The 25,196-nt window shown below is 73.8% G+C and carries 20 protein-coding genes; 10 read left to right on the plus strand and 10 right to left on the minus strand.

What is annotated here, in order from left to right; genetic code table 11:
* The first annotated feature begins 2 nt into the window (after positions 1-2).
* Genes AC07A4_RS20000 through AC07A4_RS20015 form a run of 4 tightly spaced genes read left to right on the plus strand, consistent with a single transcriptional unit; the run spans position 3 to position 4,505 of the window.
* Positions 3-1,967 carry an acetyl/propionyl/methylcrotonyl-CoA carboxylase subunit alpha gene (locus AC07A4_RS20000; RefSeq protein ID WP_478600284.1) on the plus strand — a complete coding sequence of 655 codons (1,965 nt, stop codon included), beginning with the start codon at positions 3-5 and terminating at the stop codon, positions 1,965-1,967.
* Positions 1,964-3,124, plus strand: coding sequence for an acyl-CoA dehydrogenase family protein (locus tag AC07A4_RS20005; RefSeq protein ID WP_478600286.1), 1,161 nt, complete (start codon positions 1,964-1,966; stop codon positions 3,122-3,124). The genes AC07A4_RS20000 and AC07A4_RS20005 overlap by 4 nt, the downstream gene beginning before the upstream one ends.
* 29 nt (positions 3,125-3,153) lie before the next feature.
* Positions 3,154-3,912 (plus strand): enoyl-CoA hydratase family protein, encoded by a 759-nt coding sequence (locus AC07A4_RS20010; protein WP_478600288.1) that lies wholly within the window; start codon positions 3,154-3,156, stop codon positions 3,910-3,912.
* Entirely contained in the window at positions 3,900-4,505 is a 606-nt protein-coding gene (locus AC07A4_RS20015; protein ID WP_478600291.1) for a TetR/AcrR family transcriptional regulator, read from the plus strand. Before AC07A4_RS20010 ends, AC07A4_RS20015 begins: the two co-directional genes overlap by 13 nt.
* Before the next feature lie 16 nt (positions 4,506-4,521).
* On the opposite strand, the gene AC07A4_RS20020 is transcribed toward AC07A4_RS20015, so the two are convergent.
* On the minus strand, positions 4,522-6,084 hold the full coding sequence (locus AC07A4_RS20020; RefSeq protein ID WP_478600293.1) for an alpha/beta fold hydrolase: 1,563 nt from the start codon (positions 6,082-6,084) through the stop codon (positions 4,522-4,524).
* Between the two features lie 336 nt (positions 6,085-6,420).
* Entirely contained in the window at positions 6,421-7,521 is a 1,101-nt protein-coding gene (locus tag AC07A4_RS20025) for a citrate synthase 2 (RefSeq protein WP_478600296.1), read from the minus strand.
* Positions 7,522-7,774: 253 nt separating this feature from the next.
* On the opposite strand from AC07A4_RS20025, the gene pdxH reads away from it, so the two are divergent.
* Positions 7,775-8,509 (plus strand): pyridoxamine 5'-phosphate oxidase, encoded by a 735-nt coding sequence (gene pdxH, locus AC07A4_RS20030; RefSeq protein ID WP_478601040.1) that lies wholly within the window; start codon positions 7,775-7,777, stop codon positions 8,507-8,509.
* A 260-nt stretch (positions 8,510-8,769) separates the two neighbouring features.
* On the opposite strand, the gene AC07A4_RS20035 is transcribed toward pdxH, so the two are convergent.
* Together AC07A4_RS20035 and AC07A4_RS20040 are read right to left on the minus strand one after the other, a co-directional pair.
* Complete coding sequence (locus AC07A4_RS20035) at positions 8,770-9,636, minus strand: alpha/beta fold hydrolase (protein ID WP_478600299.1); 867 nt, start codon at positions 9,634-9,636, stop codon at positions 8,770-8,772.
* A gap of 582 nt (positions 9,637-10,218) precedes the next feature.
* Positions 10,219-10,911 (minus strand): iron-dependent transcriptional repressor DtxR, encoded by a 693-nt coding sequence (locus AC07A4_RS20040; protein ID WP_030361523.1) that lies wholly within the window; start codon positions 10,909-10,911, stop codon positions 10,219-10,221.
* 179 nt (positions 10,912-11,090) lie between these two features.
* Between AC07A4_RS20040 and AC07A4_RS20045 the strand changes: the two genes are divergently transcribed.
* The gene (locus tag AC07A4_RS20045) at positions 11,091-11,882 is read left to right on the plus strand and encodes an SIS domain-containing protein (RefSeq protein ID WP_478600302.1); all 792 of its coding nucleotides are present in this window, start codon (positions 11,091-11,093) and stop codon (positions 11,880-11,882) included.
* 109 nt (positions 11,883-11,991) lie between these two features.
* On the opposite strand, the gene AC07A4_RS20050 is transcribed toward AC07A4_RS20045, so the two are convergent.
* The 4 genes from AC07A4_RS20050 to AC07A4_RS20065 form a co-directional block, all read right to left on the minus strand.
* A complete protein-coding gene (locus AC07A4_RS20050; protein ID WP_478600305.1) occupies positions 11,992-13,359 on the minus strand; it encodes a PAS domain-containing protein in 1,368 nt (455 codons plus the stop codon).
* Positions 13,360-13,800: 441 nt separating this feature from the next.
* Positions 13,801-15,402, minus strand: coding sequence for a transporter (locus tag AC07A4_RS20055; RefSeq protein ID WP_478600308.1), 1,602 nt, complete (start codon positions 15,400-15,402; stop codon positions 13,801-13,803).
* Positions 15,399-16,184: an ABC transporter ATP-binding protein gene (locus AC07A4_RS20060; RefSeq protein ID WP_478600311.1), complete on the minus strand. Its 786-nt coding sequence runs from the start codon at positions 16,182-16,184 to the stop codon at positions 15,399-15,401. The genes AC07A4_RS20055 and AC07A4_RS20060 overlap by 4 nt, the downstream gene beginning before the upstream one ends.
* A 70-nt stretch (positions 16,185-16,254) precedes the next feature.
* Positions 16,255-16,905 carry a bifunctional DNA primase/polymerase gene (locus AC07A4_RS20065; RefSeq protein WP_478600314.1) on the minus strand — a complete coding sequence of 217 codons (651 nt, stop codon included), beginning with the start codon at positions 16,903-16,905 and terminating at the stop codon, positions 16,255-16,257.
* A gap of 412 nt (positions 16,906-17,317) precedes the next feature.
* On the opposite strand from AC07A4_RS20065, the gene AC07A4_RS20070 reads away from it, so the two are divergent.
* Together AC07A4_RS20070 and AC07A4_RS20075 are read left to right on the plus strand one after the other, a co-directional pair.
* Positions 17,318-18,706: a transcriptional regulator gene (locus AC07A4_RS20070; RefSeq protein WP_478600317.1), complete on the plus strand. Its 1,389-nt coding sequence runs from the start codon at positions 17,318-17,320 to the stop codon at positions 18,704-18,706.
* A 203-nt stretch (positions 18,707-18,909) separates the two neighbouring features.
* On the plus strand, positions 18,910-20,826 hold the full coding sequence (locus AC07A4_RS20075) for a hypothetical protein (protein WP_478600320.1): 1,917 nt from the start codon (positions 18,910-18,912) through the stop codon (positions 20,824-20,826).
* Positions 20,827-20,863: 37 nt separating this feature from the next.
* Here AC07A4_RS20075 and AC07A4_RS20080 read toward each other — a convergent pair whose 3' ends face one another.
* Positions 20,864-22,165 (minus strand): ABC transporter substrate-binding protein, encoded by a 1,302-nt coding sequence (locus AC07A4_RS20080; protein ID WP_478600323.1) that lies wholly within the window; start codon positions 22,163-22,165, stop codon positions 20,864-20,866.
* A 118-nt stretch (positions 22,166-22,283) separates the two neighbouring features.
* Here AC07A4_RS20080 and AC07A4_RS20085 point away from each other — a divergent pair, with 118 nt between their 5' ends.
* Together AC07A4_RS20085 and purU are read left to right on the plus strand one after the other, a co-directional pair.
* Positions 22,284-22,784, plus strand: coding sequence for an SCO4402 family protein (locus AC07A4_RS20085; protein ID WP_478600326.1), 501 nt, complete (start codon positions 22,284-22,286; stop codon positions 22,782-22,784).
* A gap of 80 nt (positions 22,785-22,864) precedes the next feature.
* Positions 22,865-23,758, plus strand: a complete 894-nt coding sequence (purU, locus tag AC07A4_RS20090) for a formyltetrahydrofolate deformylase (protein WP_478600329.1) — start codon at positions 22,865-22,867, stop codon at positions 23,756-23,758.
* Positions 23,759-23,936: 178 nt separating this feature from the next.
* Here the strand turns inward: purU and AC07A4_RS20095 are convergent, their stop codons facing one another.
* The gene (locus AC07A4_RS20095) at positions 23,937-25,157 is read right to left on the minus strand and encodes a zf-HC2 domain-containing protein (RefSeq protein ID WP_478601042.1); all 1,221 of its coding nucleotides are present in this window, start codon (positions 25,155-25,157) and stop codon (positions 23,937-23,939) included.
* Between the last annotated feature and the right edge of the window lie 39 nt (positions 25,158-25,196).

Genomic DNA, 25,196 nt, shown 5'->3' on the forward strand with positions numbered 1-25,196 from the left:
TCGTGATCCGTTCAGTGCTCGTCGCCAACCGGGGCGAGATCGCCTGCCGGGTCTTCCGCACGTGCCGCGTCCTCGGCATCGGCACGGTCGCCGTGCACTCCGACGCCGACACCGACGCTCTGCACGTGCGCGAGGCCGACGAGGCGGTACGCCTTCCGGGCGCGGCCCCGGCCGACACGTATCTGCGCGGCGACCTCCTCGTGCGGGCCGCCCTCGCGACCGGCGCCGACGCCGTCCACCCCGGCTACGGCTTCCTGTCCGAGAACGCCGCGTTCGCGCGGGCCGTCCTGGACGCGGGCCTGGTGTGGATCGGGCCGCCGCCCGAGGCCATCGAGGCGATGGCGTCCAAGACCCGCGCGAAGCGACTGCTCGGCCTCGCCCCGCTCGCGCCGGGCGACGTCACCAAGGACGACCTGCCGGTCCTGGTGAAGGCGGCGGCCGGGGGCGGCGGCCGAGGCATGCGCGTCGTCCGCGACCTCGCCGACCTGGACGCCGCGTTGACGGCCGCCCGCGCCGAGGCCGCGAGCGCCTTCGGGGACGGCGAGGTGTTCGTCGAGCCGTACGTGGAGGGCGGCCGCCACGTCGAGGTGCAGCTGGTCGCGGACGCCGCCGGGACGGTGTGGCCGTACGGGACGCGCGACTGCTCGCTCCAGCGCCGCCACCAGAAGGTCATCGAGGAGGCCCCGGCCCCCGGCCTGCCCGACGCCCTCGTCAAGCGGCTCTACGGCCTCGCGACACAGGCCGCGCGCGCGGTGGGCTACCGGGGCGCGGGCACGGTGGAGTTCCTCGTCGCGGCGGACGGCACCCCCCACTTCCTGGAGATGAACACGCGCCTCCAGGTCGAGCACCCCGTCACCGAGGCCGTGTGCGGGATCGACCTCGTGGCCCTCCAGATCCGCGTCGCCGAAGGCCACACCCTGGAGAGTCCGCCCCAGCCCCAGGGGCACGCCGTGGAGGCCCGCCTCTACGCGGAGGACCCGGCGGCCGGATGGGCCCCGCAGACCGGGACGCTGCACCGGCTCTCGGTGCCGGAGGGCGTGCGCCTCGACACGGGGTACGCCGACGGCGACACGGTCGGCGTGCACTACGACCCGATGCTCGCCAAGGTCATCGCCCACGCGCCGACCCGCGAGGAGGCCCTGCGCAAGCTGGCGGGCGCCCTGGAGCGCTCCACCGTCCACGGCCCCGCCACCAACCGGCAGCTGCTGATCCGCTCACTGCGCCACCCCGAGGTCACGGCCGGGCGCATGACCACGGCGTTCTACGACCGGCACCTGGCCGACCTGACGGCCACGGACACGGGCCCCGGGACGCGCTGGGCGCCCCTCGCCGCCGCGCTCGCCGACGCGTGCGGCCGCTCCCGCTCCCGCTTCGGCGGCTGGCGCAACCTGCGCTCGCAGCCGCAGGTCAAGCGGTACGCCGACGCGGACGGCACCGAGCACGAGGCACGGTACGCGGCCACCCGGGACGGCTTCGCCGTGGACGGGGCCCGGGTGCTCGCGGCCGCGCCCGACCGCGTCGTCCTCGAAACGGACGGCGTGCGCCGCGCGTTCACCGTCTCCTCGTACGCCGACGGCCGCGTGTACGTCGGGAACGTGGCCCTGACCCCGCTGCCCGCGCTCCCCGAACCGTCCGCGCGCCAGGAGCCGGGATCGCTGCTCGCGCCCATGCCGGGCACGGTCGTCCGGGTCGCCGACGGCCTCGCCGAGGGCGCGCGGGTCACCGCCGGGCAGCCGCTGGTGTGGCTGGAGGCCATGAAGATGGAGCACCGCGTCACCGCCCCCGCGTCCGGCACGCTGACCGCGCTGCACGCGCGGCCGGGGGAGCAGGTGGAGGTGGGCGCGCTGCTCGCGGTGGTCCAGGAGGCCGGGGCCGAGGAACCCCCAGTACCAGCACACGAGTACGAGTCCACGGATCAGGAACCCCCACCCCAGGAACCCACGTCTCGGGAGGAAGTCCCCGCATGAGCACAGTCCTGGAAACCGAGGAGCACACCGCGCTGCGCGCCGCCGTCGCCGCGCTCGGCCGCCGCTACGGCCGCGACTACCTGACCCGCGTCGTCCAGGACGGCGGCCACCCCGACGAGCTGTGGGCGGACGCCGCGAAACTGGGCTACCTGGGCGTGAACCTGCCCGAGGAGTACGGCGGCGGAGGCGGCGGCATCGCCGAACTCTCCCTCGTCCTCGAAGAGCTGGGCGCGGCGGGCTGCCCGCTGCTGATGCTGGTGGTGTCCCCGGCGATCTGCGGCACGGTGATCGCCCGCTTCGGCACCGACGCGCAGAAGCGGACCTGGCTGCCCGGGCTCGCCGACGGCAGCCGCACCATGGCCTTCGGCATCACCGAACCGGACGCGGGCTCCAACTCGCACCGCATCACGACCACCGCCCGCAGGGACGGCGACGACTGGCTCCTGACCGGCCGCAAGGTCTTCATCTCGGGCGTCGACATCGCCGACGCCACCCTGATCGTCGGCCGCACGGAGGACGCGCGCACGGGCCGCCTCAAGCCGTGCCTGTTCATCGTGGACCGGGACGCGCCGGGGTTCACGCGCCGCGCCATCGACATGGAACTCAAGGCGGCCGAGAAGCAGTTCGAGCTCGTCCTCGACGACGTGCGGCTGCCCGCCGACGCGCTCGTCGGCGACGAGGACGCGGGCCTGCTCCAGCTGTTCGCGGGCCTCAACCCCGAGCGGATCATGACGGCGGCGTTCGCGCTCGGCATGGGCAGGTACGCCCTTGAGCGGGCCGTGGCCTACGCCAAGGACCGCCAGGTGTGGGCGACCCCCATCGGCGCGCACCAGGCGATCGCGCACCCGCTGGCGCAGTGCCACGTCGACCTCGAACTGGCGAGCCTGATGACGCGCAAGGCGGCGCACCTGTACGACGCCGGGGACGACCTCGCGGCGGGCGAGGCCGCGAACATGGCGAAGCTGGCGGCGGCCGACGCCTGTGTGAAGGCCGTCGACCAGGCCGTGCACACCCTCGGCGGGAACGGCCTGACGGCAGAGTTCGGACTGGCGTCGCTGATCGTCGCGTCCCGGGTCGCGCGGATCGCCCCTGTGAGCCGCGAGATGATCCTCAACTACGTGTCGCACCAGACCCTCGGCCTGCCCAAGTCGTACTGATTCCAGCTGATTCCAGGAGGAGTGCGCCGATGACCGGGGTGACCCTGGTGGCCGTATCGAAGCCGGAGCGGGGCGTCGTGACGCTCACGCTCGACTCGCCCGCGAACCGCAACGCGCTCTCCGGGGCCCTGGTCGCCGAACTGTCGGCCGCCCTGGAGCGGGCGGGAGCCGACCCCGGCGTACGGGCCGTGGTGCTCACGCACACGGGAACGACGTTCTGCGCGGGCGCCGATCTGCGCGAGCCGCCCGAACCGGCGGCGTTCGTGGCCCTGTTGCGGCGGATCGTGTCGCTGCCGAAGCCGGTGCTGGCGCGGGTGTCCGGGCACGTCCGGGCGGGCGGTCTCGGCCTGGTCGCCGCCTGTGACCTGGCGGTCGCGGGCGGCCCGGACGCGACCTTCGCCCTGACCGAGGTGCGCATCGGGGTCGTACCGGCCGTGATCTCCATCCCCCTCCTGGCGCGCCTCGACGCGCGGGCGGCGAGCCGCTACTGCCTCACCGGGGAGCGCTTCGACGCGGCGGAGGCGACGCGGATCGGCCTGCTGACGGCGTACGCGCCCGACGCGGCCGAGGTGGACACGGTCCTGGCGCCGCTCCTCGACGGCCTGCGCGAGGCGGCTCCGGGGGCCCTCGCCGACACCAAGGGACTGCTCACGGCTAAGGTGCTCACCGCATTCGATGAGGACGCGGACGCCGCCATCGCCCTGTCCGCCCGCCGTTTCCGCTCCGCCGAGGCGCGCGAGGGCGTGGCGGCGTTCCTGGAACGACGGGAGCGCCCATGGGTGCTGTGACCGAGGCCGACCGCTCGCCCAAGCAGGACCGCAGCCGGGCCACGCGGCGCGCACTCCTGGAGGCCGCCGTGGCGTGCCTCGCCGAGCACGGCTGGTCCGGCTCGACGGTCACCGTCGTCGCCGAGCGGGCCGGGGTGTCGCGGGGCGCGGCCCAGCACCACTTCCCGACCCGCGAGGACCTGTTCACGGCGGCCGTCGAGCACGTGGCCGAGCGGCGCTCGGAGGCGCTGCGGGGCCTGTTCCCCGACGGCGCCACCGGCGCCGACCGGGAGACGGTCGTCGCCGCCCTGGTGGACCTCTACACCGGCCCCCTGTTCCGGGCGGCCCTGCACCTGTGGGTGGCCGCGTCCAACGAACCCCAACTGGGGCCGCGAGTAACGGAGCTGGAGGCCCGCGTCGGCCGCGAGACGCACCGCATAGCCGTGGAGCTCCTCGGTGTCGACGAGTCCCGCCCCGGGGCCCGCGAGACCGTCCAGGGGCTCCTGGACATGGCCCGGGGGCTCGGCCTCGCGAACCTCCTCACGGACGACCGGGGGCGGCGCGAGCGGGTGGTGCGGCAGTGGGGCGTGCTGCTCGCGGAGGTACTGGCGTGACACGGGCCGGGGGGCGTCAGCGGCGTACCGGAGTGACGGTGATCGGCGGCAGCGCGCGCAGACACGAGGTGTCGCCCGTCGCGCCGGTGCGCAGGAAGCGCGCGGAGACGCCGGTGACGCAGCGGCTCAGCTCAAGCTCGGGCACGTGCCCCATGTTGCGGGCCGAGAGGAACCGGCTGTCGCGGAACTGCCGGGCGGCCTTCTTGCCATTGGAGTCGGGCGTGTTGGCGTCGAGGTCGCCGGAGAGCACCAGGACCGGGACGTCGGGCAGGCGGGGGTTCGTGGGCTGCGGGGCGGGGGTGTTCGCGCGGGGCCAGCCGATGCAGGTGTCGCCGCCGTCGGTGGTGCCCCGGGTGAAGCCCTTCGCGCTGAACGCGCCGTGCTCACCGGGGCGCACTGCCGCGAGCGCGGCCCGGTACTGCCGCCACCGCTCGGCCCGCGACGCGTCCTTCGACCAGGCCCTGCGGTAGTCGTTGCAGACGACCGCGATGTACGGCGCCTGGTCGGCCTTGCTGCCCGAGGACCCCTCCTCCTTGACCAGCGCGCGCAGCGGCCCGGTGTCGCCCTTCACGAACCGGTGCAGGGCGTGCGGCAGTCGCCCGAGCAGCGAGGGCTTGTGCGGGGCCAGGCCGACGCCGCTGCTGGCGGCCTCGAACAGCAGGTTGGCGAGCTTGTCCTCACCGAACCGCTTCTTGTAGACGCCGTGTCCTGTCTTGATCGACACGGTGAGGGGCTTGGCCCGCAGCCGCGCCGCCGTGGTGGCCAGGTCCTTGACGGCCCGCGCGCCGTCGCAGGCGGCGGGCACGGAGCGCTCGCACACCCGGCGCAGGGAGAGGGACACCGCCTGCGCGCTGGGCCGCGCCAGCGAGTCGAACTTCAGCGGGTACGCGCCGGACAGCACGAGGGAGCGCACGCGCTCGGGGTGGCGGGAGGCGTAGACCGGCATCAGATAGGTGCCGTACGAGAGCCCGTACAGGCTGAGCTTCGCCACGCCGATCCTGGCCCTGATGGCGTCGATGTCGTCGGCAGTGGCGGCCGAGGTGTACCCCGCGGCCTTGGGCCCCAGGTTCTTCGCGCACCGCTCGACCGCGGCGCGCTGCTGGGCCCGGGTGCCGAAGCGGTACTCGGCGTCGGTGACGCCGCACGGGACGCGCTGGGAGGCGCCGGTGCCGCGCGGGTCCACCAGAAGCAGGTCGTGGTCCTTCGCCAGCCGCTCCAGGCCCCAGGTGAACTCCGCCGCCTTGTCGATCGAGGTCTCGCCGGGGCCGCCCGGGTTGACGGCGACGGTGCCCTTGGCGGGGCCGGAGCCACTGTGCCGCACCACCGCGTAGCTCACCTTCACCGTGCCCAGGCGGGGCTCGCCCGCCACCAGGGGGCGCGTGACGCTGCCGCAGTCGACGCGGTGCCCCTCGACGGTGGGGCACCAGCCGGGTGCGGTGGCCGCCGCCCGCCCGCTCACCGGCGCCCCGGCCGTGGCCGCCGCCGTGGCTGCCGCCGTGGCCGCCGGGACCGTGGTGGCCAGTACCGCCATCGCGCCCACCACGAGGCCCGCGCGCCGGGCCGTGCTCTTGTACGTCATCGCCCTCTCCTCACCTCGGCCCGTTCGGGCCCCGCGAGACAAGGTGCCGGGCACACGTCACACCCCCGCCAAAACAACGGCAAAGCCAGGTAAGACTCGGCCCCCTCGGCGCTCCGCGCCGTGTCCTCAATCGCCGGACGGGCTATATCTCCCACCCGCCCGCCCTTACACCTGCAGCCGCCCCCGCACCCCCCGACCTAGCGGCTCGCGGGTGAGTTTCCAGCCCGTCCGGCGTTTGAGGACGAGGCGCGGAGCGCCAATGCGGTTGAGCGGGGGAACGGGGGCAGCCGCACCCGGAGTGGGAAGGGGCGGGTCTGGGGCGCCCCGCGAGGGACCTCAGCCGGAAAGGCCCCCGTACCCCCCAATCTCCTGAGGCCCCCGCGCCGCGGGCCCCACATACCGAGCGGAAGGCCGAACCAACCGCCCCGTCCGCTTCTGCTCAAGAATGTGCGCCGACCACCCCGCCGTACGCGCACACGTGAACATGGAAGTGAACATATGCGCCGGCACCTCCGCGAAGTCGAGCACGATCGCCGCCCAGAACTCCACGTTGGTGGCGAGCACCCGGTCAGGACGCCGCGCGTGCAACTCGTCGAGGGCGGCCTTCTCCAGCGCTTCGGCGACCTCGAAGCGGGGCGCCCCCAACTCCCGCGCGGTGCGCCGGAGCACCCGCGCCCGCGGATCCTCGGCGCGGTACACCCGGTGCCCGAAGCCCATGAGCCGCTCGCCCCGGTCGAGCGCCTGCTTCACGTACGCGACCGCGTCCCCGGTGCGCTCGATCTCCTCGATCATGCCGAGGACCCGCGAGGGCGCGCCCCCGTGCAGCGGTCCCGACATGGCGCCGACGGCCCCGGAAAGCGCGGCCGCGACATCGGCCCCGGTGGAGGCGATGACCCGGGCGGTGAAGGTGGACGCGTTCATGCCGTGCTCGGCGGCCGAGGTCCAGTACGCGTCGACGGCCTGGACGTGGCGCGGGTCGGGCTCGCCGCGCCAGCGCCGCATGAAGCGCTCGACGACGGTCTCGGCCTTGTCGATCTCGCGCTGCGGCACCATCGGCAGGCCCTGGCCGCGCGCGGACTGGGCGACGTACGACAGGGCCATCACGGCGGCCCGCGCGAGGTCGTCGCGCGCCCGCTCCTCGTCGATGTCGAGCAGCGGCCTCAGCCCCCACACGGGGGCGAGCATGGCGAGCGCGGACTGGACGTCGACGCGGATGTCGCCGGAGTGGACGGGGATGGGGAAGGGCTCGGCGGCGGGCAGGCCGGGGTCGAAGGCGCCGTCGACGAGCAGGCCCCACACGTTGCCGAACGAGACGCTGCCGACCAGATCCTCGATGTCGACGCCCCGGTAGCGCAGGGCCCCGCCTTCCTTGTCCGGTTCGGCGATCTCCGTCTCGAACGCGACGACTCCTTCAAGCCCGGGTACGAAGTCGGACATCAGGCGGCTCCTCGTGATGTGTACGACAGGTGGTGTACGAAAGGAAGTGTTCGACCATCGGTGACGTGTTCGACACGTGGTCTGGAGTAACCCGGTCATGCCCCGTGCGGGCGGAGGTCACCCAACCCGTGTGGATTCGGAACGATAGCCCTTGGTGCCACCCTTGGCGATGCACTGCGGCACTCAGTGCCACACATCACCTCTTGGGGGTGGCGTGTACCCGCCGACTGCCGCTTGGTTGACCGGCATTCGTATACGGCAAGATGACCGCGTGACCGAGTCCCGCGCCACCGCCTCCGAGTCCGCCGACGCCGCCCGGCTGGCCGCCATGCGCGCGCAGTACCGCGCCGACGGCATCGCCGAGGCCGACTTCCCCGCCGACCCGTTCCAGCAGTTCACGCTCTGGTTCCAGCAGGCGGCGGCGGAGGCGGAGACCTCGGGCGGGGTGCTGTACGAGCCGAACGCGATGGTCGTGTCGACGGCGGACGCCGAGGGCAGGCCGAGCGCGCGCACGGTGCTCCTGAAGGGCTTCGACGAGCGCGGCTTCGTCTTCTTCACCAACTACGAGTCCCGCAAGGCCCGGGACATCGCCGCGAACCCCCGCGTGTCGCTCCTGTTCCCCTGGCATCCGATGGCCCGCCAGGTGATCGTGTCCGGAACGGCGGAGCGCACCGGCCGCGAGGAGACGGTCCGCTACTTCCGCAGCCGCCCGCACGGCTCCCAGCTTGGCGCGTGGGCCAGCGCCCAGTCGAAGGTGATCGCGTCACGGGCCGAACTGGACGCGTCGTACGCGGAGTTGGCGGCGCGCTACCCCGAGGGCGAGCAGGTCCCCGCGCCGCCGCACTGGGGCGGATTCCGGGTCGTACCCGAGACCGTCGAGTTCTGGCAGGGCCGCAACAACCGCCTCCACGACCGCCTGCGCTACGAACGAGACGCCGACACCACCGCCGCCGCCGGGACGTGGCACCTGACCCGCCTGAGCCCCTGACCACACCACGCACACGGACCGCCGTGGAAACCGAAGCCTGAACGACGGCCGGCACCCCCACTCACCCCCCCCCCACCCACTCACCCGCAGCGCTACGCGCCTACCTCACCGTTGACACCGCAGGGTGCTCGGGCGGGCGGGTGGGAAACCCCCGCCGCGGTAGCGGCGGAAACCCAAAGAACCCACCCGAGGCGCCACGCGCACAGGCGGCACCCCACCACCGCCGGGTGGCACAGGCCCCCGCCGCGCCAGCGGCGGGCCTAGAACCCCGCCAGGACCCCGTCCAGAAACGGCTCGATCGCTTCGCGCCAGCCCTCCGGCTGGTCGTAGTGCACGAGGTGACCGGCGTCGGCGACCTCCGCGTACGCCCCGTGAGGCAGGACGCGGACCATTTCCTGGGCCTCGGCGCGGCCGAGCTCCCCGTCGAGGCCGCGGACGACGAGGGCGGGGCAGCGGACCTGGACGAGCTCCTCCCAGTGCGCGTCGTACACCCATGTCTCGCGGGACTTCAGCATCTGCGCGGGGTCGAAGACGGGCCGCCAGCCGTCGGGGCCCTCGGCCATGCCCTCGGCGAAGAACGCGCCCCGGGAGGGGTTGGGCCGCTCCACCCACGGGTCGTCCTCGCCAAACCACTTGCGGACGTCCGCGAGCGTCGCGAACGGCACCGGCCAGGACTTGAACCAGGACTCCCACTCCCGCTGCGACGCGGCGCCGAGGGCGGAAGCCCGCATATCGCAGATGACCAGGCCGCGGACCAGGTCAGGGCGGCGGGCGGCCAGCTGCCAGGCGGTGAGGGCGCCCATGGAGTGCCCGATGAGGACGGCGGGGGCGAGGCCGAGCTGCTCCAGGGCGGCCTCGGCGTCATCCACGTACGCCTCACGGTCGTAGGGGCCTTCGGCGGGCTTGTCGCTCTGGCCGTGGCCCCGCTGGTCGATGGCGACCGCCCGGTGCCGCTCGGAGAGCCAGCGGGCGGTGCCCGCCCAGTGTGAGGCGCGGCCCATCAGGCCGTGCAGTAACAGCACGCCGCCCCGGGAGGGCCCGGCCTCTCCGCTCTTGGGAGGGTCGGCGTACTCCCAGGCGGCGAGGCTCACGCCGCCCGCGCCGGTCACGTCGATGCGTCGCACCATGGTCCCAGGCACCCCCCTTGGTTCCGCTCGGGTTCTTCGGTCACGCACCCCGGCACGCTATCGAACTCTCATTCGAGAACGGCCGTCTTGCCGCCAACACCGCTCGTTCGGGTGACCATGCTCAAGGATTGACCGCCGCCGCCGAGGGGAGATCTTCATCGGGAGACGGGCCGCTCGGGGAGATCGGTCCGAGGGGGGTGACCCTGGGAGCTCGGGGCTCCGGGTCAGTCCGGGGGAGGACAGGCCCCGGCGCCGCGAGGCGCCGGGGCCCTCTGCTCGGAGGCCGCGCCGCGCGCGCCGCTGCTCACAAGGCGGGCACATCGTCCGTCCCCTTCTCCGGCCGGGCCTGCGCCGGTGCGGCCGGGCCCGGTGGCCACCCGGCCAGGTCCCGGTGCCGACGCGGTCAAGAGCCCTCAGGTCATATGCCTCTCGCGACAGCCTCGCACGCAAATCGCCGCGGCGCTGCGCTTCGGCACACTGAATCTTGGACTTCGGCGCGTCTCGGACGCGCGCCAACAGCCCCTGTGATAACGGCTGTTGACGCCCGTGTCGAGACGTCGCGGAGCCAGCGGCTCCGGTGCTTCAGCGCTTGGCGACGAACACGTGCGAGGCGACGTCCGCCGCGAGCTCGGCGGCCTCGCCGCTGGAGCCGACGAGCACGCCGCCCGCGGACTCCGTCACGCTCACCACGGAGCCGGGCTGCACGCCCGCGCGCCGCAGGGTGTACATCAGCTGCGCGTCCGTCTGGATCGGCTCGCCGATGCGGCGCACCACGACCGTCTTGCCGTCCGTGCCCGGGTCCAGGTCGATGAGGGACACCATGCCCTCGTCCAGGAACGGGTCCGCGCCGTCCTTCTCGCCGAGCTCTTCCAGGCCCGGGATCGGGTTGCCGTACGGCGACTCGGTGGGGTGGCGCAGGAGCTCCAGGACGCGGCGCTCCACGGCCTCGCTCATCACGTGCTCCCAGCGGCAGGCCTCGGCGTGCACCTGCTCCCACTCCAGGCCGATCACGTCGACCAGGAGGCATTCGGCGAGGCGGTGCTTGCGCATGACGCGCGTGGCCAGGCGGCGGCCCTCCTCGGTCAGCTCCAGGTGCCGGTCGCTGGCGACGGCCACCAGGCCGTCGCGCTCCATGCGTGCCACCGTCTGGCTGACCGTCGGACCGCTCTGGTCGAGCCGCTCGGCGATCCTGGCCCGCATGGGGACGACACCCTCCTCCTCCAGCTCGAGGATGGTGCGCAAATACATCTCAGTGGTGTCAATAAGCCCCGACATGGGTGCCCCTCAGATTTTCGCTCGTGCGCTGGCCCTGCCCTCAATTCTGACGCATACCACTGACAACCGGGTTGCGCCGTCGAAACAGGCGGCGCCGGGCCGTATTGACAGGGCACTGGTTCAGACCGCACCGTGATCCGCGACACGACGGGACGGGGCGGGACGAAGGGGTTTCGCGGATGACCAACGGCACGCGTGACGGCGGAGTGCGGGGCACCGGCGATGGCCCGGTCGCCGACCGCTATCTGGACGCCGCGATCGGCCTGCTGCGGCGCGTACGCGACGAGGAGACCGGGGCGATCACGGCCGCCGCGGAGCTGATCGCCGACGCCGTCGCCGCCGACGGGCGGCTCTTCGCCTTCGGCGCGGGCCACTCCTCGCTGGCCGCGCAGGACGTCGTCTACCGCGCGGGCGGGCTCGCCCTGATGAACCTCCTCTCCGTGCCGGGCGTGGTCGGCGTGGACGTGATGCCCGCGACGCTCGGCTCCGCCCTGGAGCGCGTGGACGGGCTCGCGGGCGCCGTCCTGGACTCGAGCCCGGTGCGGGCCGGGGACGTCCTCGTGATCATTTCCCTGTCGGGGCGGAATTCACTTCCCGTGGAAATGGCGATGAACGCCCGCGCGCTGGGTCTGAAGGTGATCGGCGTGACGTCCGTGGCGTACGCGAAGGACACGAAGTCCCGGCATGTGTCCGGCACGTTTTTGAAGGACCACTGCGACGTCGTCCTGGATTCGAAGATCGCCATTGGTGACGCGGAGCTCACCCTCGACTCCGTGGAGGCACCCTTCGGCCCCGCGTCCACGATGGTCGCCAGCGCGTTGATGCAGGCCATGATGGCCACGGCGGCCGCGGGCCTCGCGGAGCGCGGCATCGAGCCGCCGCTGCTCCGTTCGGGGAACGTCGACGGCGGCCACGACTGGAACGGCCGGGTGTTCCAGGACTACGGCGACCGGATCTTCTACCGGCATTAGGGCGCGTTCACCCGGTAGGGCACACGGCGGCTTGACGCGGGGCACCTCGCGTACACGCACGTACACGCACGTACACGCACGTACACGTACGTCGTCAGTCCGGCGCCGCTCAGCCGCCGAGCGCCTCCGCCAGGTCGAGCGCCGCCGCGACCCGCGCCGCCACGCTCTCCGCGTACGTCGCGTCCGCGCGCTCGAACTGGGTGCGGGCGCCGCCGCGCAGGAACGTCACCACGCCGAGCGTGCGGCCCCGGCTGCGCAGCACGGCGCACAGGGCGTGCACGGACGACTCGGGCCACTGCCGCACGGCGGCCCACTCCCGGGCCCGCTCCACCGACGCGAGCCCGGCGCTGGCCCGCACCGACCCCGCCCGCTCCACGCACTGCGTCGCCGGATGCCCCTCGGGGTAGCGCACCGGAAGCCCGGACCTGCCCGCGGACAGACAGGGCCCCGGGGACCCGGCGGGGCTGGCCGCGGCCCGCACCAGGCGGACCTCCGGCTCCTCGCTCACCAGCAGGTCGATCAGGGCGTGGTCGGCGAACCCGGCGAGCGCGAAGTCCAGCTGCACGGTGGCCGCCTCCATCGGGTCCTCGCACTCGGCGGCGGCCCGCGCGGAGCGGTGCAGCTGCTGGGAGCGGAACCGCAGCTGCGCGGCCTCCTGCTCGGCCTGCTTGGCCCGGGTGACGTCCCGGAAGAGCCAGGCGACGCCGAGCGGCACCGGCTCCTCCGCGAGCGGCGAGCCGAGCCGCAGGAAGCCGCTGCGCCAGCACCGGCGCTCCGCCGCGCCGCCCTCCGCGCGCACCACCACCCACATCTCGGCGGGCGCGGGCGGCGCCCCTTCCGCGAGCACGTGCGCGAGGGCGCTCTCCAGCTCCTCGACGCCCTGGACGAGGACCTCGCCGAGGGGCCGCCCGAGGAGCGCCGCGCGGCCGAGGCCGAGGAGGCGGGCCGCGTGTTCGTTGACCACGGCGGGCCTGAGGTCGGCGTCGACGAGGACGACGCCCCAGGAGGCGTCCTCGAAGAGGGCCTCGCTCAGGGCGATGGACCGCTCCAGGTCGATCTGCGCGTGCACCTCGCTGAAGGCGCAGTAGACCCCGGCGGGCTTGCCGTCGCCGCCGCGCACGGTGGCCGACTGCGTGCGGACGAGCACCCGGCCGCCGCCCTTGGTGAGGAGGGCGAACTCGTGCACCTGGCGGCCGTGGGCGTGCATGGCGGCCAGGAGGCGCTCCTCGACCTCTTCGGCATCGGCGGGCCGCACGGCCCACCCGGCGAAGCCGCGCCGCCCGACGGCCTCCGCGGCCGACCAGCCGAGGATGCGCTGCGCCTCGCGGTTCCAGTGCGTCACCACCCCGTCGGAGTCGAAGGCGCACAGGGCGGCGTCCATCCCGTCGAGGAGCGCCGCGAGCAGTTCGGCGCCGCCGGGGCCCGGCTCCTCGGGCCCTAGTTCGTCGGTCGTTCCGCTCCTTCGGGAAGCACTCACCTGGAACCCCCTGCAGGCCGCGTCGTCTTCCTCATGAGCTGGCTGTACCGCACGTCAGATCATTCAACTCGAACGTGACCCAGCCCACAGTAAGTTCCCGGAAGTTGAGGCAAATCGTTGTGAGACGGGGCGCGCGGAAAAACAGTTGAACGGCCCGCGCCGGGTTCCTAGGGTGGGTGGTACTTCGGAGAGGAGGTGGTTCGGCAGATGTATGGAAACCGGACGGAAGAGGTGGCTGCGGGCTAGCGGCCCGCCACCACATCTCAGTGCGGTGCCGGACCAGCGCGTGAGACAGGCGCGCAGCCGGCCGAAACCCACAGCAGTCACCCGACCCGCGAGCCGCCGGTACGTCCGGCCGGCTCCTCCCGCCCTCCCAGGCAGGGAGGACCCAGGCTCGCGGGTTGCTGCGTATCCGGGGCCGCTCGCCCCCGGGGCCCGCGCTCACCCCTTGCTCACCGCCGTCAGGATCTCCGGCAGCCGCCGGGCGACGCGGGGCGCCGCGAGCCGGAGGCCGAGGACGGTGACGGCGGCGCCGTAGACCGTGCCGAGCGGCAGCAGCAGCCACGTCCAGGAGTCCCGCCCCGAGGTGTGGAGCCAGATGGTGAGGGCGAGGACGGGCGCGCACAGCGCGGCGGCGCACAGCACTCCGCCGAGGATGGAGAGCCAGGCCAGGCCCGCCTGGCCGGGGGCCGCGTTCTTGTAGCCCGCCTCCGGGATGGAGTACGGATAGCGGGCGGAGGACCAGGCTCCGGTGGCGAGCATGGCGCCGAGGAGCGCGAAGGACAGGCCGAGCGCCTCGGGCAGGGACCGCCAGGCGCCGAGCATGGCCGTGGTCAAGACGGTCACGAGCGCCGTGTACGGCAGGGTCACCACCAGCAGCGCGAGCGCGCGGGCGCGCAGTTCGTCGTACGCGTCCCGGGGCGAGGAGATGGTCATCGCGACCATCCAGAACGCGGAGGTGTCCTGGCCGAACTGGTTGTACATCTGGACGCCGAGCATGGCCGCGGCGAAGCAGGCGAAGTACACCGAGCCGGTGCCCTGCAGGGCGTTGAACACCGGCACGATCACGCCGATGGCCAGGGAGGTGACCCAGGAGGCCTTGGTCTTCGGATCGCGCCACACATAGCGCAGGGTGCGCTCCATGACGGGCCCGGTGCGCCCGCCCGGCAGCAGGCCCGCGAGGCCGCCGCCGCGCCGGGTCTTGGCCGGCTCGGCCGCCGCGAGGGTGGAGCCGTCCGGCGCGGTCATCAGCCGGGTCAGGCTGCGCCGCCACGCGCCGAGGAGGAGCAGCAGGGCCAGGGCGGACAGGGTGAGTTGGGCCGCCGCGATGGCGTAGCGCCCCTCGCCCGCGCGGTGCACCGCCGAGAGGGCGGACGCCGGGGGGATCCAGCCGACGACGTCCGCCGCCGGGTCGAGCTCGCCGAGGCCCTCCGATGACGAACCGATGCGCTGGACCCCGAAGTTGACCAGCTGCGCCCCGACGGCGATGACCAGGCCGCTGAGGACGGCGAGGTCGCGGCCCTTGCGGCTGGTGAGGAGGCGGACGTTGGCGGCGGCGACGGCGCGGGCGAGCGCCACGCACACCAGGAGCACCAGCGGCACCGCCACCACGCCCACCGCGACGGCCGCGCCGCCCTGTGCGACGGCGATCACGCCGCCGAGCGCGAGGCACAGCGTGAACAGGGGCCCGATGCCCACCAGCGAGGCGACGAGCAGTGCGCGCACCAGGGGGCGCGGGCGCAGCGGCAGCATCACCAGGCGGGTGGGGTCGAGGGTCTCGTCACCGCTGGGGAAGAACAGCGGAAGCACCGCCCAGCCCAGCCCGAGGACCGCGGTGAGCAGGACGGCGACCGTGGCGGCGTGCGGGTCGCCGCGCAGCAGGACGAGGCCGAGGAACTGGAGCGCGGCGAACAGCAGGGTGAGCACCGCGGAGGCCGCGTACGCGGCGCGCCGTCCGCTGGACTGGCGCAGGCCGTTGCGCAGCAGGGACAGCTTCAGGCGTACGAAGACGGGGGTCAGGCCCGTGCTGACGGGCGCGGTCACCGGGCGCCGCCGCCGAGCCAGTCGAGGTCGGTGCCCGGGTCGCGGCCGTTCGCGCCGACGAGTTCGAGGAAGGCCTGCTGGAGCGAGGGGGCATCGCCGCGGACCTCGGCGAGCGGGCCCTGCGCGCGGATGCGGCCCGCCGCCATGACGGCGACCCAGTCGCACAGGGACTCGACGAGCTCCATGACGTGGCTGGAGAAGACGACGGTCGCGCCGGATCCGGTGAAGCGTTCGAGGACGCCGCGGATGGTCTGCGCGGAGACCGGGTCGACGCCCTCGAACGGCTCGTCGAGGAAGAGGACTTCCGGGTTGTGCAGGAGCGCCGTGGCCAGGCCGATCTTCTTGCGCATGCCGGTGGAGTAGTCGACGACGAGCTTGTGCTGGGCGCCCGAGAGGTCGAGGACGTCGAGCAGCTGGGTGGCCCGTTTGTCGACCTCGGCACCGGGCAGGCCGCGCAGCCGCCCGGTGTAGGCGAGGAGTTCGCGCCCCGAGAGCCGCTCGAACAGGCGCAGGCCCTCGGGCAGGACGCCGATGCGGGCCTTGACCTCGGCGGGGTCGCGCCACACGTCGTGGCCGACGACCTCGACGGTGCCCTGGTCGGGGCGGAGCAGCCCGGTGACCATGGAGAGGGTGGTGGTCTTGCCCGCGCCGTTGGGGCCGACGAGGCCGACGAACTTCCCCGCCGGCAGGGTGAGGTCGACTCCCGCCACGGCGAGTTGTGGGCCGAAGGCCTTCCACAGGTTGGTCACCTGCACCGCTGCCGCGGGCGTCTCCGTGGCCACCGTTGCCCCTTTTCGCCGTCGCCGTCGCCTGTGGGTGCACGATACGACGGCGGCGCGGGCCTGGCGGGGTCTACCTCCGGCGGGCTTCCCTGCCGCAGGCGTAGGACAAGGGGGAGATGATTTCCTCCGCGTCCGGGAGCCAGCGGTTGGCGGCCGTGGGGCGGCAGGCCCACTGCACCGCGCCGGAGGCGCCGAAACGGGTGGGCGGCGCGGCGACGTAGGCGCCCTCACCGAGCGTGATGAGGTCGAGGGCGGCGGGCGGCCAGCCCAGCTTGCGGACGAGGTCGGGGACCTTGGCCGTGGCGCCCGGCAGGACGAAGAACTGCATGCGCCGGTCGGGCGTGCAGGTGACCGGGCCGAGCGTGAGCTCCATGCGCTCCATGCGGGCGAGGGCGAGGAATCCGGCGGTCTCGGGGACGTCGATGGCGTCGAACGTGCGGCCCGTGGGCAGCAGGATCGAGGCGTTCGGCTGCTTCGACCAGAGGCGCCTGGCGACGGTCGCACTGCCCGTGGCCTGCGTGGGCCAGTCGTCGCGCACGGGATGGGCGCCGGGCACGGCGCACGCGGTGTCGCCGCACGAGCAGCGCCATGTGCCGTCGACGGACTCCAGCCAGGCGCCGGGGAAGACGTCCCAGTGCCGTTCCTCCGCGTACCGTACGGCCGAATCCTGCAGGGCCTCTCCGCGCTGCTTCGGGATCTGCGCGGCTGACGTGACTCCCATGGTCTCTTCCACGAATGTCTCAACTCCCGCCGTCAGCTCCGGTTACGGCATGTCATGTGCGCGGGGGAGGAGCATTCTTCCCGTCGTGGGGCGCACGGGTGCACGGGTGGGGGCGCGCATGGGCAAGGAGGGCCGGGCGCGGGTAGCCACGTGCAGGAGCAGTCGGAGTTCACCCGAGTTCACCCGGCTCGCTGATGTGTGCAGCGCTATGCCAGTTGCGATGTATTGCGATGCGTTGTGACCAGGTGTGATGCGTTTGTGGGGTGTTTGTGGTGCATCTTCCGCTTGTTTCCCGGGCATTGATCATCTGGGCGGTACGGGCGAACCGGCCCGGACCGTTCCGCGTTCGCCACTCGACCCGGAATCCCATCCGAATCACCAGATGGTCCACGGTGCACACAGGGGGTACGCCATGGCCGCCAGGCCACTCGTCGCGCGGCAGCCGAACGAACGGCTGCAAGCACTCATCCAGGAGGCCGGCTGCTCGAACGCCGGTCTGGCCCGCCGCGTCAACATGTGCGGGGCGGAGCACGGTCTCGATCTTCGATACGACAAGACGTCGGTGGCGCGCTGGCTGCGCGGGCAGCAGCCGCGCGGTCGTGCCCCGGGCATCATCGCGGAGGCGCTCGGCCGCAAGCTGGGGCGCACGGTCACGATCGACGAGATCGGCATGGCGAACGGCAAGAACCTCGCCTCCGGCGTGGGCCTTCAGTTCTCCCCCACCGTTCTCGGCGCGATCGAGCAGGTCTGCGAGCTGTGGCGCAGCGACGTGGGGCGCAGGGACTTCCTGTCCGGCTCCTCCGTCGCCGCGTCCGCGCTCGTCGAGCCGAGCCGCGACTGGCTGATCTCGTCTCCGGACGCGCAGGTCAGCCGGACGGCGGGGCCGCGCGTCGGCCTGTCGGACGTGGCGGCGGTGAAGGCCATGACGGAGGCGCTGACGCAACTGGATCACCAGTACGGCAGTGGACACGTGCGACCAGTGGTCGTGCACTATCTGAACTCCGTCGTCTCCGGGCTGCTCGCGGGCTCGTACCGGGAGGCGGTGGGCCGCGAACTGTTCGCCGCGGTCGCCAAGTTGACGGAACTCGCCGGGTACATGGCGGTGGACACCGGCCAGCCCGGCCTCGCCCAGCGGTACTACATCCAGGCCCTGCGCCTGGCCCAGGCCGCGGGCGACCGCGGCTACGGCGGGTACGTCCTCGCCGCGTCGATGAGCCACCTCGCGGCGCAGCTCGGCAACCCCCGCGAGATCGCACAGCTGGCGCGGGCGGCGCAGGAGGGGGCGCGCGGGCGGGTCACACCGCGCGCGGAGTCCATGTTCTACGCCGCCGAGGCGCGCGGGCACGCCCTGCTCGGGGACGCGCGGTCCACGCAGGCCGTCGCGGGCCGCGCGGTGGAGGCGATGGAGCGGGCCACCGGCGAGGAGCAGTCCGGTGACGACCCGGTGTGGATCCGCCACTTCGACCACGCGTATCTGGCGGACGAACTGGCCCACTGCCACCGGGACCTGGGGCAGGCGGACGCGGCGGCGCGGCGGGCGGAGGAGGCCCTCGCCGGGCACCCCGAGACCCGGGCGCGGCGGCGCGCGATCGACCTGGTCCTTCTCGCCACGGCGCAGGTCCAGCGGCGCGAGGTGGAGCAGGGCTGCCACACGGGCCTGAAGGCCGTCGAACTCCTCGGCACGCTGCGGTCCAACCGCGGCGCGGAGTACCTGGACGACTTCCAGCAGCGCCTGGAGCCGTACCGGGAGGAGCCGGTGGTCAGGGAGTTCGGGGCGCGCATCGAGCTGCAGGCGGCGTGAGGCGGAGCGGGAGGCGCGGGCTGCGGGCGCCGTGGGGCGCCGCGTGAACACCCATGCACAGCGTCTCCCGCGCAACTTCCGTTACATCCGTGGCGTCTGTGACAAGGGCGTCAGTGGTGTGCTCTGAGCTGCGTGGCTAAGGGCCGTGGAGACCCGGTAGCGTGAGCCGACGTTCCGAAGGTCCCCCATAAGTAGGAGTCCCGGTGACGCAGCAGAGCGGGCAGGGCGCCGCTTCCCCCGACCCGCGGCAGCCCGCGGAGCGGCACGCCCACGAGGGCATCGTGCTGCCCGCGGACGGCGGCGAGCCCCTGATGCCCGGCGGCCACCAGGCGGCCCCGCCCGTCGGCAGCCCCTGGGGCCAGCCGTGGGGTCCGGAACCGTCGGCGCCGTCGCCGGGGGCGGGCGAGGCCTGGGGCGCTCCGGGGCAGCCGGGCCAGGCCGCTCCCGTGACGGGTGGCATGCCGCTGCCCCCCGAGGGCACCCCGCTGCCTCCCGCGATGCCACCGGCGATGCCGTACGAGACCGGAGCGGGCGCCTCCGGGCAGTTCGGGACGCCGCTGCCGCCGGAGGCCCACGGTCATGGCCTGCCGCCGGAGAACCACGCGCTGCCGCCTCAGGCGCACGCGCTGCCGCCGGAGAGCCACGGCCTGCCGCCGGAGGCTCACGGCCTGCCGCCGGAGGCCCACGGCCTGCCGCCCGTGAGCCAGCCCCTGCCTCCGCCCAGCGGTCACGCGGGTCCCATGGATCACGGCGCGCACCCGGGGCACACCGGGCATACCGGGCACACCGGGCACGGTGGATATCCGGGATACGCGGGATACGCGGAGCAGCCGGGTCACGCGGGGCAAGCGGGCCACACGGGCTACCAGGGCCACACCGGCCACACCCCTCACGCGGGCTACGGCCAGCCCCTGCCCGCCGCCGACCACACCCAGGTGCTGCCGCCCATCGCCCCCGGACCGCCCGGCGGGCCGCTCCCGTCGCCGGGACAGCCGCTGGCACAGGGACCGGGGCCGGGACAGGGACCGGGACAGGGACCGGGACATGGGCTGGCACAGGGCCCGGACGCCGAGGCCACCCAGTACATAGCCCCCGTCGCCCCGGGCGCCCTGCCGCCCGAGATAGCCGCGCCGGACGCGCCGGACGCCACGCAGTTCCTCGGCCGCGCCGACGCCACCCAGTTCCTGGGGCAGGCCGCCGACGTCGTACCCGAAGAAACCGCCTACGCGGGGGACAACGCGCCCACCCAGTTCATCGCGCCGGTGACCGACAGCGGGCAGGGCGCGCCGCCCGCCGCCGCGGCGGGGCACGGCGAACGGCAGCCGCCCGCGGAGTTCGACAACCTCTTCCGCAGGGCGCCGGAGCCCGACGGCGCCCCCTCCTCCACCCAGCAGATGCCCCGGGTGTCCGCGCCCGCGCCGGCGGGGGACCCCGAGCCCGCGCCGCGCCGCCGGGGCCGCACCGGGTCCAAGACGCCGCTGCTTATCGGCGTCGGCGTGGCCATCGCCGTGGTCGGCGTCGGCGCGGGCGCGATGCTCGCCGGGGGCGGCGGGGACGCGAAGGCGGAGGACAAGCAGCCGCTGGCCGCGTCATCGCCGGACTCGGGCGCGGACGACGACAAGGACAAGGACGGCGCGAAGCCGTCGCCGTCGCCGTCGGCGGACCCCGCCAAGCGGCAGGCCGTCGCCCTGGACAAGCTCCTCGCGGACAGCAACGACAGCCGCGAGTCCGTGATCAGCGCTGTGCGCAACGTGGGCAAGTGCCAGAACCTGCGGCAGTCCGCCACCGACCTGCGGGACGCGGCCAAGCAGCGCAACGGCCTCGTCGGCCGCCTGTCCGGGCTCACCGTCGACAAGCTGCCCGCGCACGCCCGGCTGACCGCCGCGCTCAACCGCGCCTGGAAGGCGTCCGCGTCGGCCGACAACCACTACGCCGCGTGGGCCGACCAGGTCGGGGGCAAGAAGGGCTGCCGCAAGGGCCACGCCCGCAACACCGCGCACACGGCCGCGGGCAACCGCGCGAGCGGCGAGGCGACGAAGGCCAAGCAGCAGGCGGCCGCCCTGTGGAACGCGATCGCCCAGAAGCACGGCCTGACCAAGCGCATCCCGACGCAGCTCTAGGGCCCTTCTGGTGGACGGGCCCTACGGCGGCGCGTGGTCAGCGGACGGACTCCAGGGTCTTCTCCACGTTCACGAACGACTCGCGCGCCACCGTCAGACGCCCGCCCCGCACCACCTGGAAGGTGACGGCCGCGTTCACCAGGCGCGGGTACTCGCCCGCCGCGAGCATGTCGTCGAAGCGCCAGCTCAGCATGGGGGTGAGGCCGCCGGTGTCCACGCGCAGGCCCCGGTCGAGGGTCTTGCTCAGGGAGCGGGCGGTCACCTTGCCGCCGTTGAGCGACTCGACGGCCTGCTTCAGGACGGTGTACGCGATCCACGTGGTCTGCACCCCCGCGTCGGCGGCGTCCACGCGGGTGTCGTCGAAGGCGTGCGCGCGGATCACCTCGCGCATCGGCTCCCAGCGCTTGTCGCCCTCGGCGGGGTACCAGCCGGTGACGTACGCGCCTTCGTACGGTCCCTCGGCGCCGCCGCTGCGGTCGATGAGGGACTGGTCGACGCTGCCGAGCACGGAGGCCGTGCGCACCGCCGGGTAGTCCTCCTCGGTGCGCCGGAAGGAGTCGAAGAACGTGTCCGTGCGCGTGCCGAGCGCCGCCGCCACGCACCCCTTCTTGGCGCCCGCGCCGGACGCGCGGGCGAGCGCCTGCTCGGCCTGCGCGGTGTAGTCCGTGCCGTCCTCGGGCGCGCGGATGTCGGCGGACGCCCGGCGGTGGCCCTGGGCGAGGCCGGAGTCGAGGAGCTTGGAGAGGTTGTCGCCGGTGACGGTGTCGGGCCGGACCAGGGAGACGCGGTCGCAGACGCCGGCGAGCTGGCGGCCGTTGCCCGCGAGCAGCGCGGGCTGCCCGCCGTTCACGGGGTAGGAGAGCGGGCTTGAGAACTCCTCGTCGGTGAGGCCGTAGCCGCCGATGTACGGGATGCCCGCGCTCTCCAGCGGCGCCAGGAAGGCCCGGCCGTGCTGGCTGTACGAGCCGACGACCGCGACCACGTTCTCCTTGACGGCCTCGCGGGCGCAGCCCGCCGCCTCCACCGGGTCGTTGCGGTCGTTGCAGGTGATGACCCTGAGCTCGTGGCCGTCGAGGCCGCCGGTGGCGTTGATCCAGCGCGCTATGGCCTTGGCCATCGCGGGCATGCCGGGCTTGTTGGTGGCGCGGGTGCCCTCCGGGGCCCACGTCATGACCGTCACGGGGTCATCCCCGGAACCCCCCGTGGTACCGGGGATGACCCCACAGCCGACCGCCAGCGCCGCGCACGCCGCCACCGCTGCCGCGGCGTGCGCGACTCTGCGCGCTCGGGGCGCGGTCTCGGCAGGGCGGGGGAGGAAGACGCGTCGCAAGGCGCTCATGGACCCGCACGATTCCGTGGAGGGGCCAACCGGGGAGTGACGCTCTCTCAACGGATGGTGACGAACACGTGAACGGGTGGGGCCCGGGAGAGGGGGGTGATGTGGGAACGTACGATCGATGACCGTGCAAGGTTCGGAGAAGTCTTCCCGTCGCGGCCGTCGGTCAAGGACCATAGGCGCCATGCCAACGAACGACATGCCGTGGTGGCGCTGGCGCAGCAACGTGCGCTCGGCGCTGCACATGCTCTCCGACCCGGAGTTCCAGCGGGAGTGCTGGCTGGCCGGGCGCGAGGAGTACGGGGACGTGACGGACGCCGTGTACCGCCTGGTCGAGGACACGTGGCTGGACAACTGGTCCGCGGAGAAATACGTCGGGACCATCTTCCGGGACTCCCAGGAGGCGGCGCTGGTCGACGGGGCCGTGCTCCGGGTCCTGCGGATCATGCACGAGGTGGGCCCGGACGCGGCGGTCGCCGTGTATCTGGACCACCCCGGCTGGCCGGACGCGGTGCGGGCGGCGCGGGACGCGCACGTCATGCTCGCGACCGGTGACGGCGATGACCCCGACAGCGCGCCGCGGACCCTCGAGGTGCTCCGCATCCTGACCCGGTCCGGCTGACCGTCCGGGTGATCGGTTCGGCTGACCGGTCCGGCTGGACGGGGCCGGGGAGGCCCTCTCGGATATGGGACCCTTGGCGGATGAACGAGCAGTCCGCCGCCGCAAGTGACCAGCGCACCGACCGCGCTGACCAGTACGTCCTCACGCTCTCCTGCCCGGACAAACAGGGCATCGTGCACGCCGTGTCGAGCTACCTCTTCATGACCGGGTGCAACATCGAGGACAGCCAGCAGTTCGGCGACCACGACACCGGACTGTTCTTCATGCGGGTCCACTTCTCGGCGGAGCCGCCGGTGGCCCTGGACAAGCTGCGGGCGAGCTTCGCCGCCATCGGCGACGCGTTCCACATGGACTGGCAGATCCACCGGGCGGACGACCGCATGCGGATCGTCCTGATGGTGTCCAAGTTCGGGCACTGCCTGAACGACCTGCTGTTCCGCTCCCGGATCGGCGCGCTGCCGGTGGAGATCGCGGCCGTCGTCTCCAACCACACCGAGTTCGCCGAGCTCTCCGCCTCCTACGGCGTCCCCTTCCACCACATCCCGGTCACGAAGGACACCAAGGCCGAGGCCGAGGCGCGGCTCCTGGACCTGGTGCGCGCCGAGGACGTCGAGCTGGTCGTGCTCGCCCGCTATATGCAGGTCCTCTCGGACGACCTGTGCAAGGCGCTGAGCGGCCGGATCATCAACATCCACCACTCGTTCCTGCCGAGCTTCAAGGGCGCGCGGCCGTACCACCAGGCGCATGTGCGCGGGGTGAAGCTGATCGGTGCCACCGCGCACTATGTGACCGCCGACCTCGACGAGGGCCCCATCATCGAGCAGGAGGTCGAGCGGGTGGGGCACGAGGTGACGCCGGAGCAGCTGGTGGCGGTCGGGCGCGACGTGGAGTGCCAGGCGCTGGCGCGGGCCGTCAAGTGGCATGCGGAGCGGAGGATTCTCTTGAACGGCCAGCGCACCGTGGTCTTCGCCTGACGGGCGCGGGTCTCTACGCCGCCGCTGCGCGGCGGATGCTTCCCACCCGCCCGCCCGTGCACTCCGCGGCTCCGTCGCGGGGCCTTGACGCGTGGCGCCGCGGGTGGGTGGGTTGGGTGCCACGCGGCTTCCGCCGCGCGTCGGTTACCTCCGCGCGTCGGCTACCTCCGTGCTCCGGTCACATCCTGCTCAGCGACGCCGCCGCGAACAGTACGTCCCTGATCGCCTCGCGGTCGCCCACCTGGCCCGCTGCCGCCTCCTCGGGGGACACGTGGCCCGCGGCCAGGCGGCAGAACTCGACGCCGTCCAGGGCCACGTGTGCCACCTCGAAGTCGGCGGAGCCGCTGGCGCCGGGGGAGTCCAGGGGGATGAGCCACTCGCCGCCGCCCACGCCCTCGACCTCCAGGCGCAGGCTGCGGCCGGGGCGCCCGGCCGCGACCAGCTCGCGCGGGGGCGCCGCACGCCCGGCCCGGCGCCGCTCGGCGAGCGTCGCGGGCAGCAGCCGCGCCGCCAGGTCGATCATGCGGTGCAGATGCCGGGGCGCGGGCGGCTCGTACGGATAGTCCACGGCTCGCGCGATGTCCTCGGCGTGGATCCAGCACTCGAAGGCGCGCTCCAGCATGGAGTCGCGCAGGGGCAGCTCGACGCGCAGGGCCTCCGCGCCGGGCGGGCCCGGCACGATGCCGTACGTCACGGCGAGCCGCCCGGAGCCGCCGCCCGCGAACGACACGGTCCGGATCAGCTCGTGCGTCTGGTCCCGCCACGGCGTCCGTACCGCGCGGGTGGGCGGGAACTGCGAGGCGCGCCAGTACGCCTCCGTGCGCGCGGCCGGGTCGGGGCTCGGCGGGGCGGCGAGGCCGAGCGGATCGTCGAGGCCGAGGGCGGTGCCCACCAGGCCGTCGACGGCGAGGAGGTGGGCGATCACCCCGGCGACCGTCGTCTTGCGGCTCACCGGGTGGTCGTCGTCGAACCAGCGGAGGCGCACCGGCGCGTGCCACTCGGAATCCCCGATGTCCTGGAGCAGCGCGTCGAGCCGGGCGGTCTCCGCGTCGTACGGAGCGGCCCACTCCGGCAGCGGGACGCGCGGCGGGCGGCGGCCGAGGCAGCTCTCCAGGACGCGGGTGCGCAGCCCCGGGTCGAGGTCGAGGCTCTCCTCGGGGTGCAGCAGGCCGACCGCGTCCCGCAGCCGCAGGGCCTCCTCGGCGCAGGGGCCGCACGTGCCCAGGTGCTCCTCCACGGCCCGCGCCTCCGCCGTCGAGCAGGCGGCCAGCGCCCACGCGCCGAGCAGGGACTTCAGGACCGGGTGGTCGAGCGCGGGCGGCTCGGGGTCCGGCGGCGCGGCCGTGGGCGCGGGCAGCGGCTCGCCGGTGTCCTCTATGGAGGCGCGCGGCGCTGGTATCCGCGGCCCGGTGCCCTCGGGGCCGGGGGCGGTCGGGAA

This window comes from Streptomyces sp. NPDC043996 (assembly GCF_056435225.1).

What these genes read in the sequence shown, in the direction of transcription:
- AC07A4_RS20005 (WP_478600286.1), top strand. Translation starts at nt 1,964, where the DNA reads ATGAGCACAGTCCTGGAAACCGAGGAGCACACCGCGCTGCGCGCCGCC.
- AC07A4_RS20010 (WP_478600288.1), top strand. Translation starts at nt 3,154, where the DNA reads ATGACCGGGGTGACCCTGGTGGCCGTATCGAAGCCGGAGCGGGGCGTC.
- AC07A4_RS20015 (WP_478600291.1), top strand. Translation starts at nt 3,900, where the DNA reads ATGGGTGCTGTGACCGAGGCCGACCGCTCGCCCAAGCAGGACCGCAGC.
- AC07A4_RS20020 (WP_478600293.1), bottom strand. Translation starts at nt 6,084, where the DNA reads ATGACGTACAAGAGCACGGCCCGGCGCGCGGGCCTCGTGGTGGGCGCG.
- AC07A4_RS20025 (WP_478600296.1), bottom strand. Translation starts at nt 7,521, where the DNA reads ATGTCCGACTTCGTACCCGGGCTTGAAGGAGTCGTCGCGTTCGAGACG.
- AC07A4_RS20035 (WP_478600299.1), bottom strand. Translation starts at nt 9,636, where the DNA reads ATGGTGCGACGCATCGACGTGACCGGCGCGGGCGGCGTGAGCCTCGCC.
- AC07A4_RS20040 (WP_030361523.1), bottom strand. Translation starts at nt 10,911, where the DNA reads ATGTCGGGGCTTATTGACACCACTGAGATGTATTTGCGCACCATCCTC.
- AC07A4_RS20045 (WP_478600302.1), top strand. Translation starts at nt 11,091, where the DNA reads ATGACCAACGGCACGCGTGACGGCGGAGTGCGGGGCACCGGCGATGGC.
- AC07A4_RS20065 (WP_478600314.1), bottom strand. Translation starts at nt 16,905, where the DNA reads ATGGGAGTCACGTCAGCCGCGCAGATCCCGAAGCAGCGCGGAGAGGCC.
- AC07A4_RS20070 (WP_478600317.1), top strand. Translation starts at nt 17,318, where the DNA reads ATGGCCGCCAGGCCACTCGTCGCGCGGCAGCCGAACGAACGGCTGCAA.
- AC07A4_RS20080 (WP_478600323.1), bottom strand. Translation starts at nt 22,165, where the DNA reads ATGAGCGCCTTGCGACGCGTCTTCCTCCCCCGCCCTGCCGAGACCGCG.
- AC07A4_RS20085 (WP_478600326.1), top strand. Translation starts at nt 22,284, where the DNA reads ATGACCGTGCAAGGTTCGGAGAAGTCTTCCCGTCGCGGCCGTCGGTCA.
- purU (WP_478600329.1), top strand. Translation starts at nt 22,865, where the DNA reads ATGAACGAGCAGTCCGCCGCCGCAAGTGACCAGCGCACCGACCGCGCT.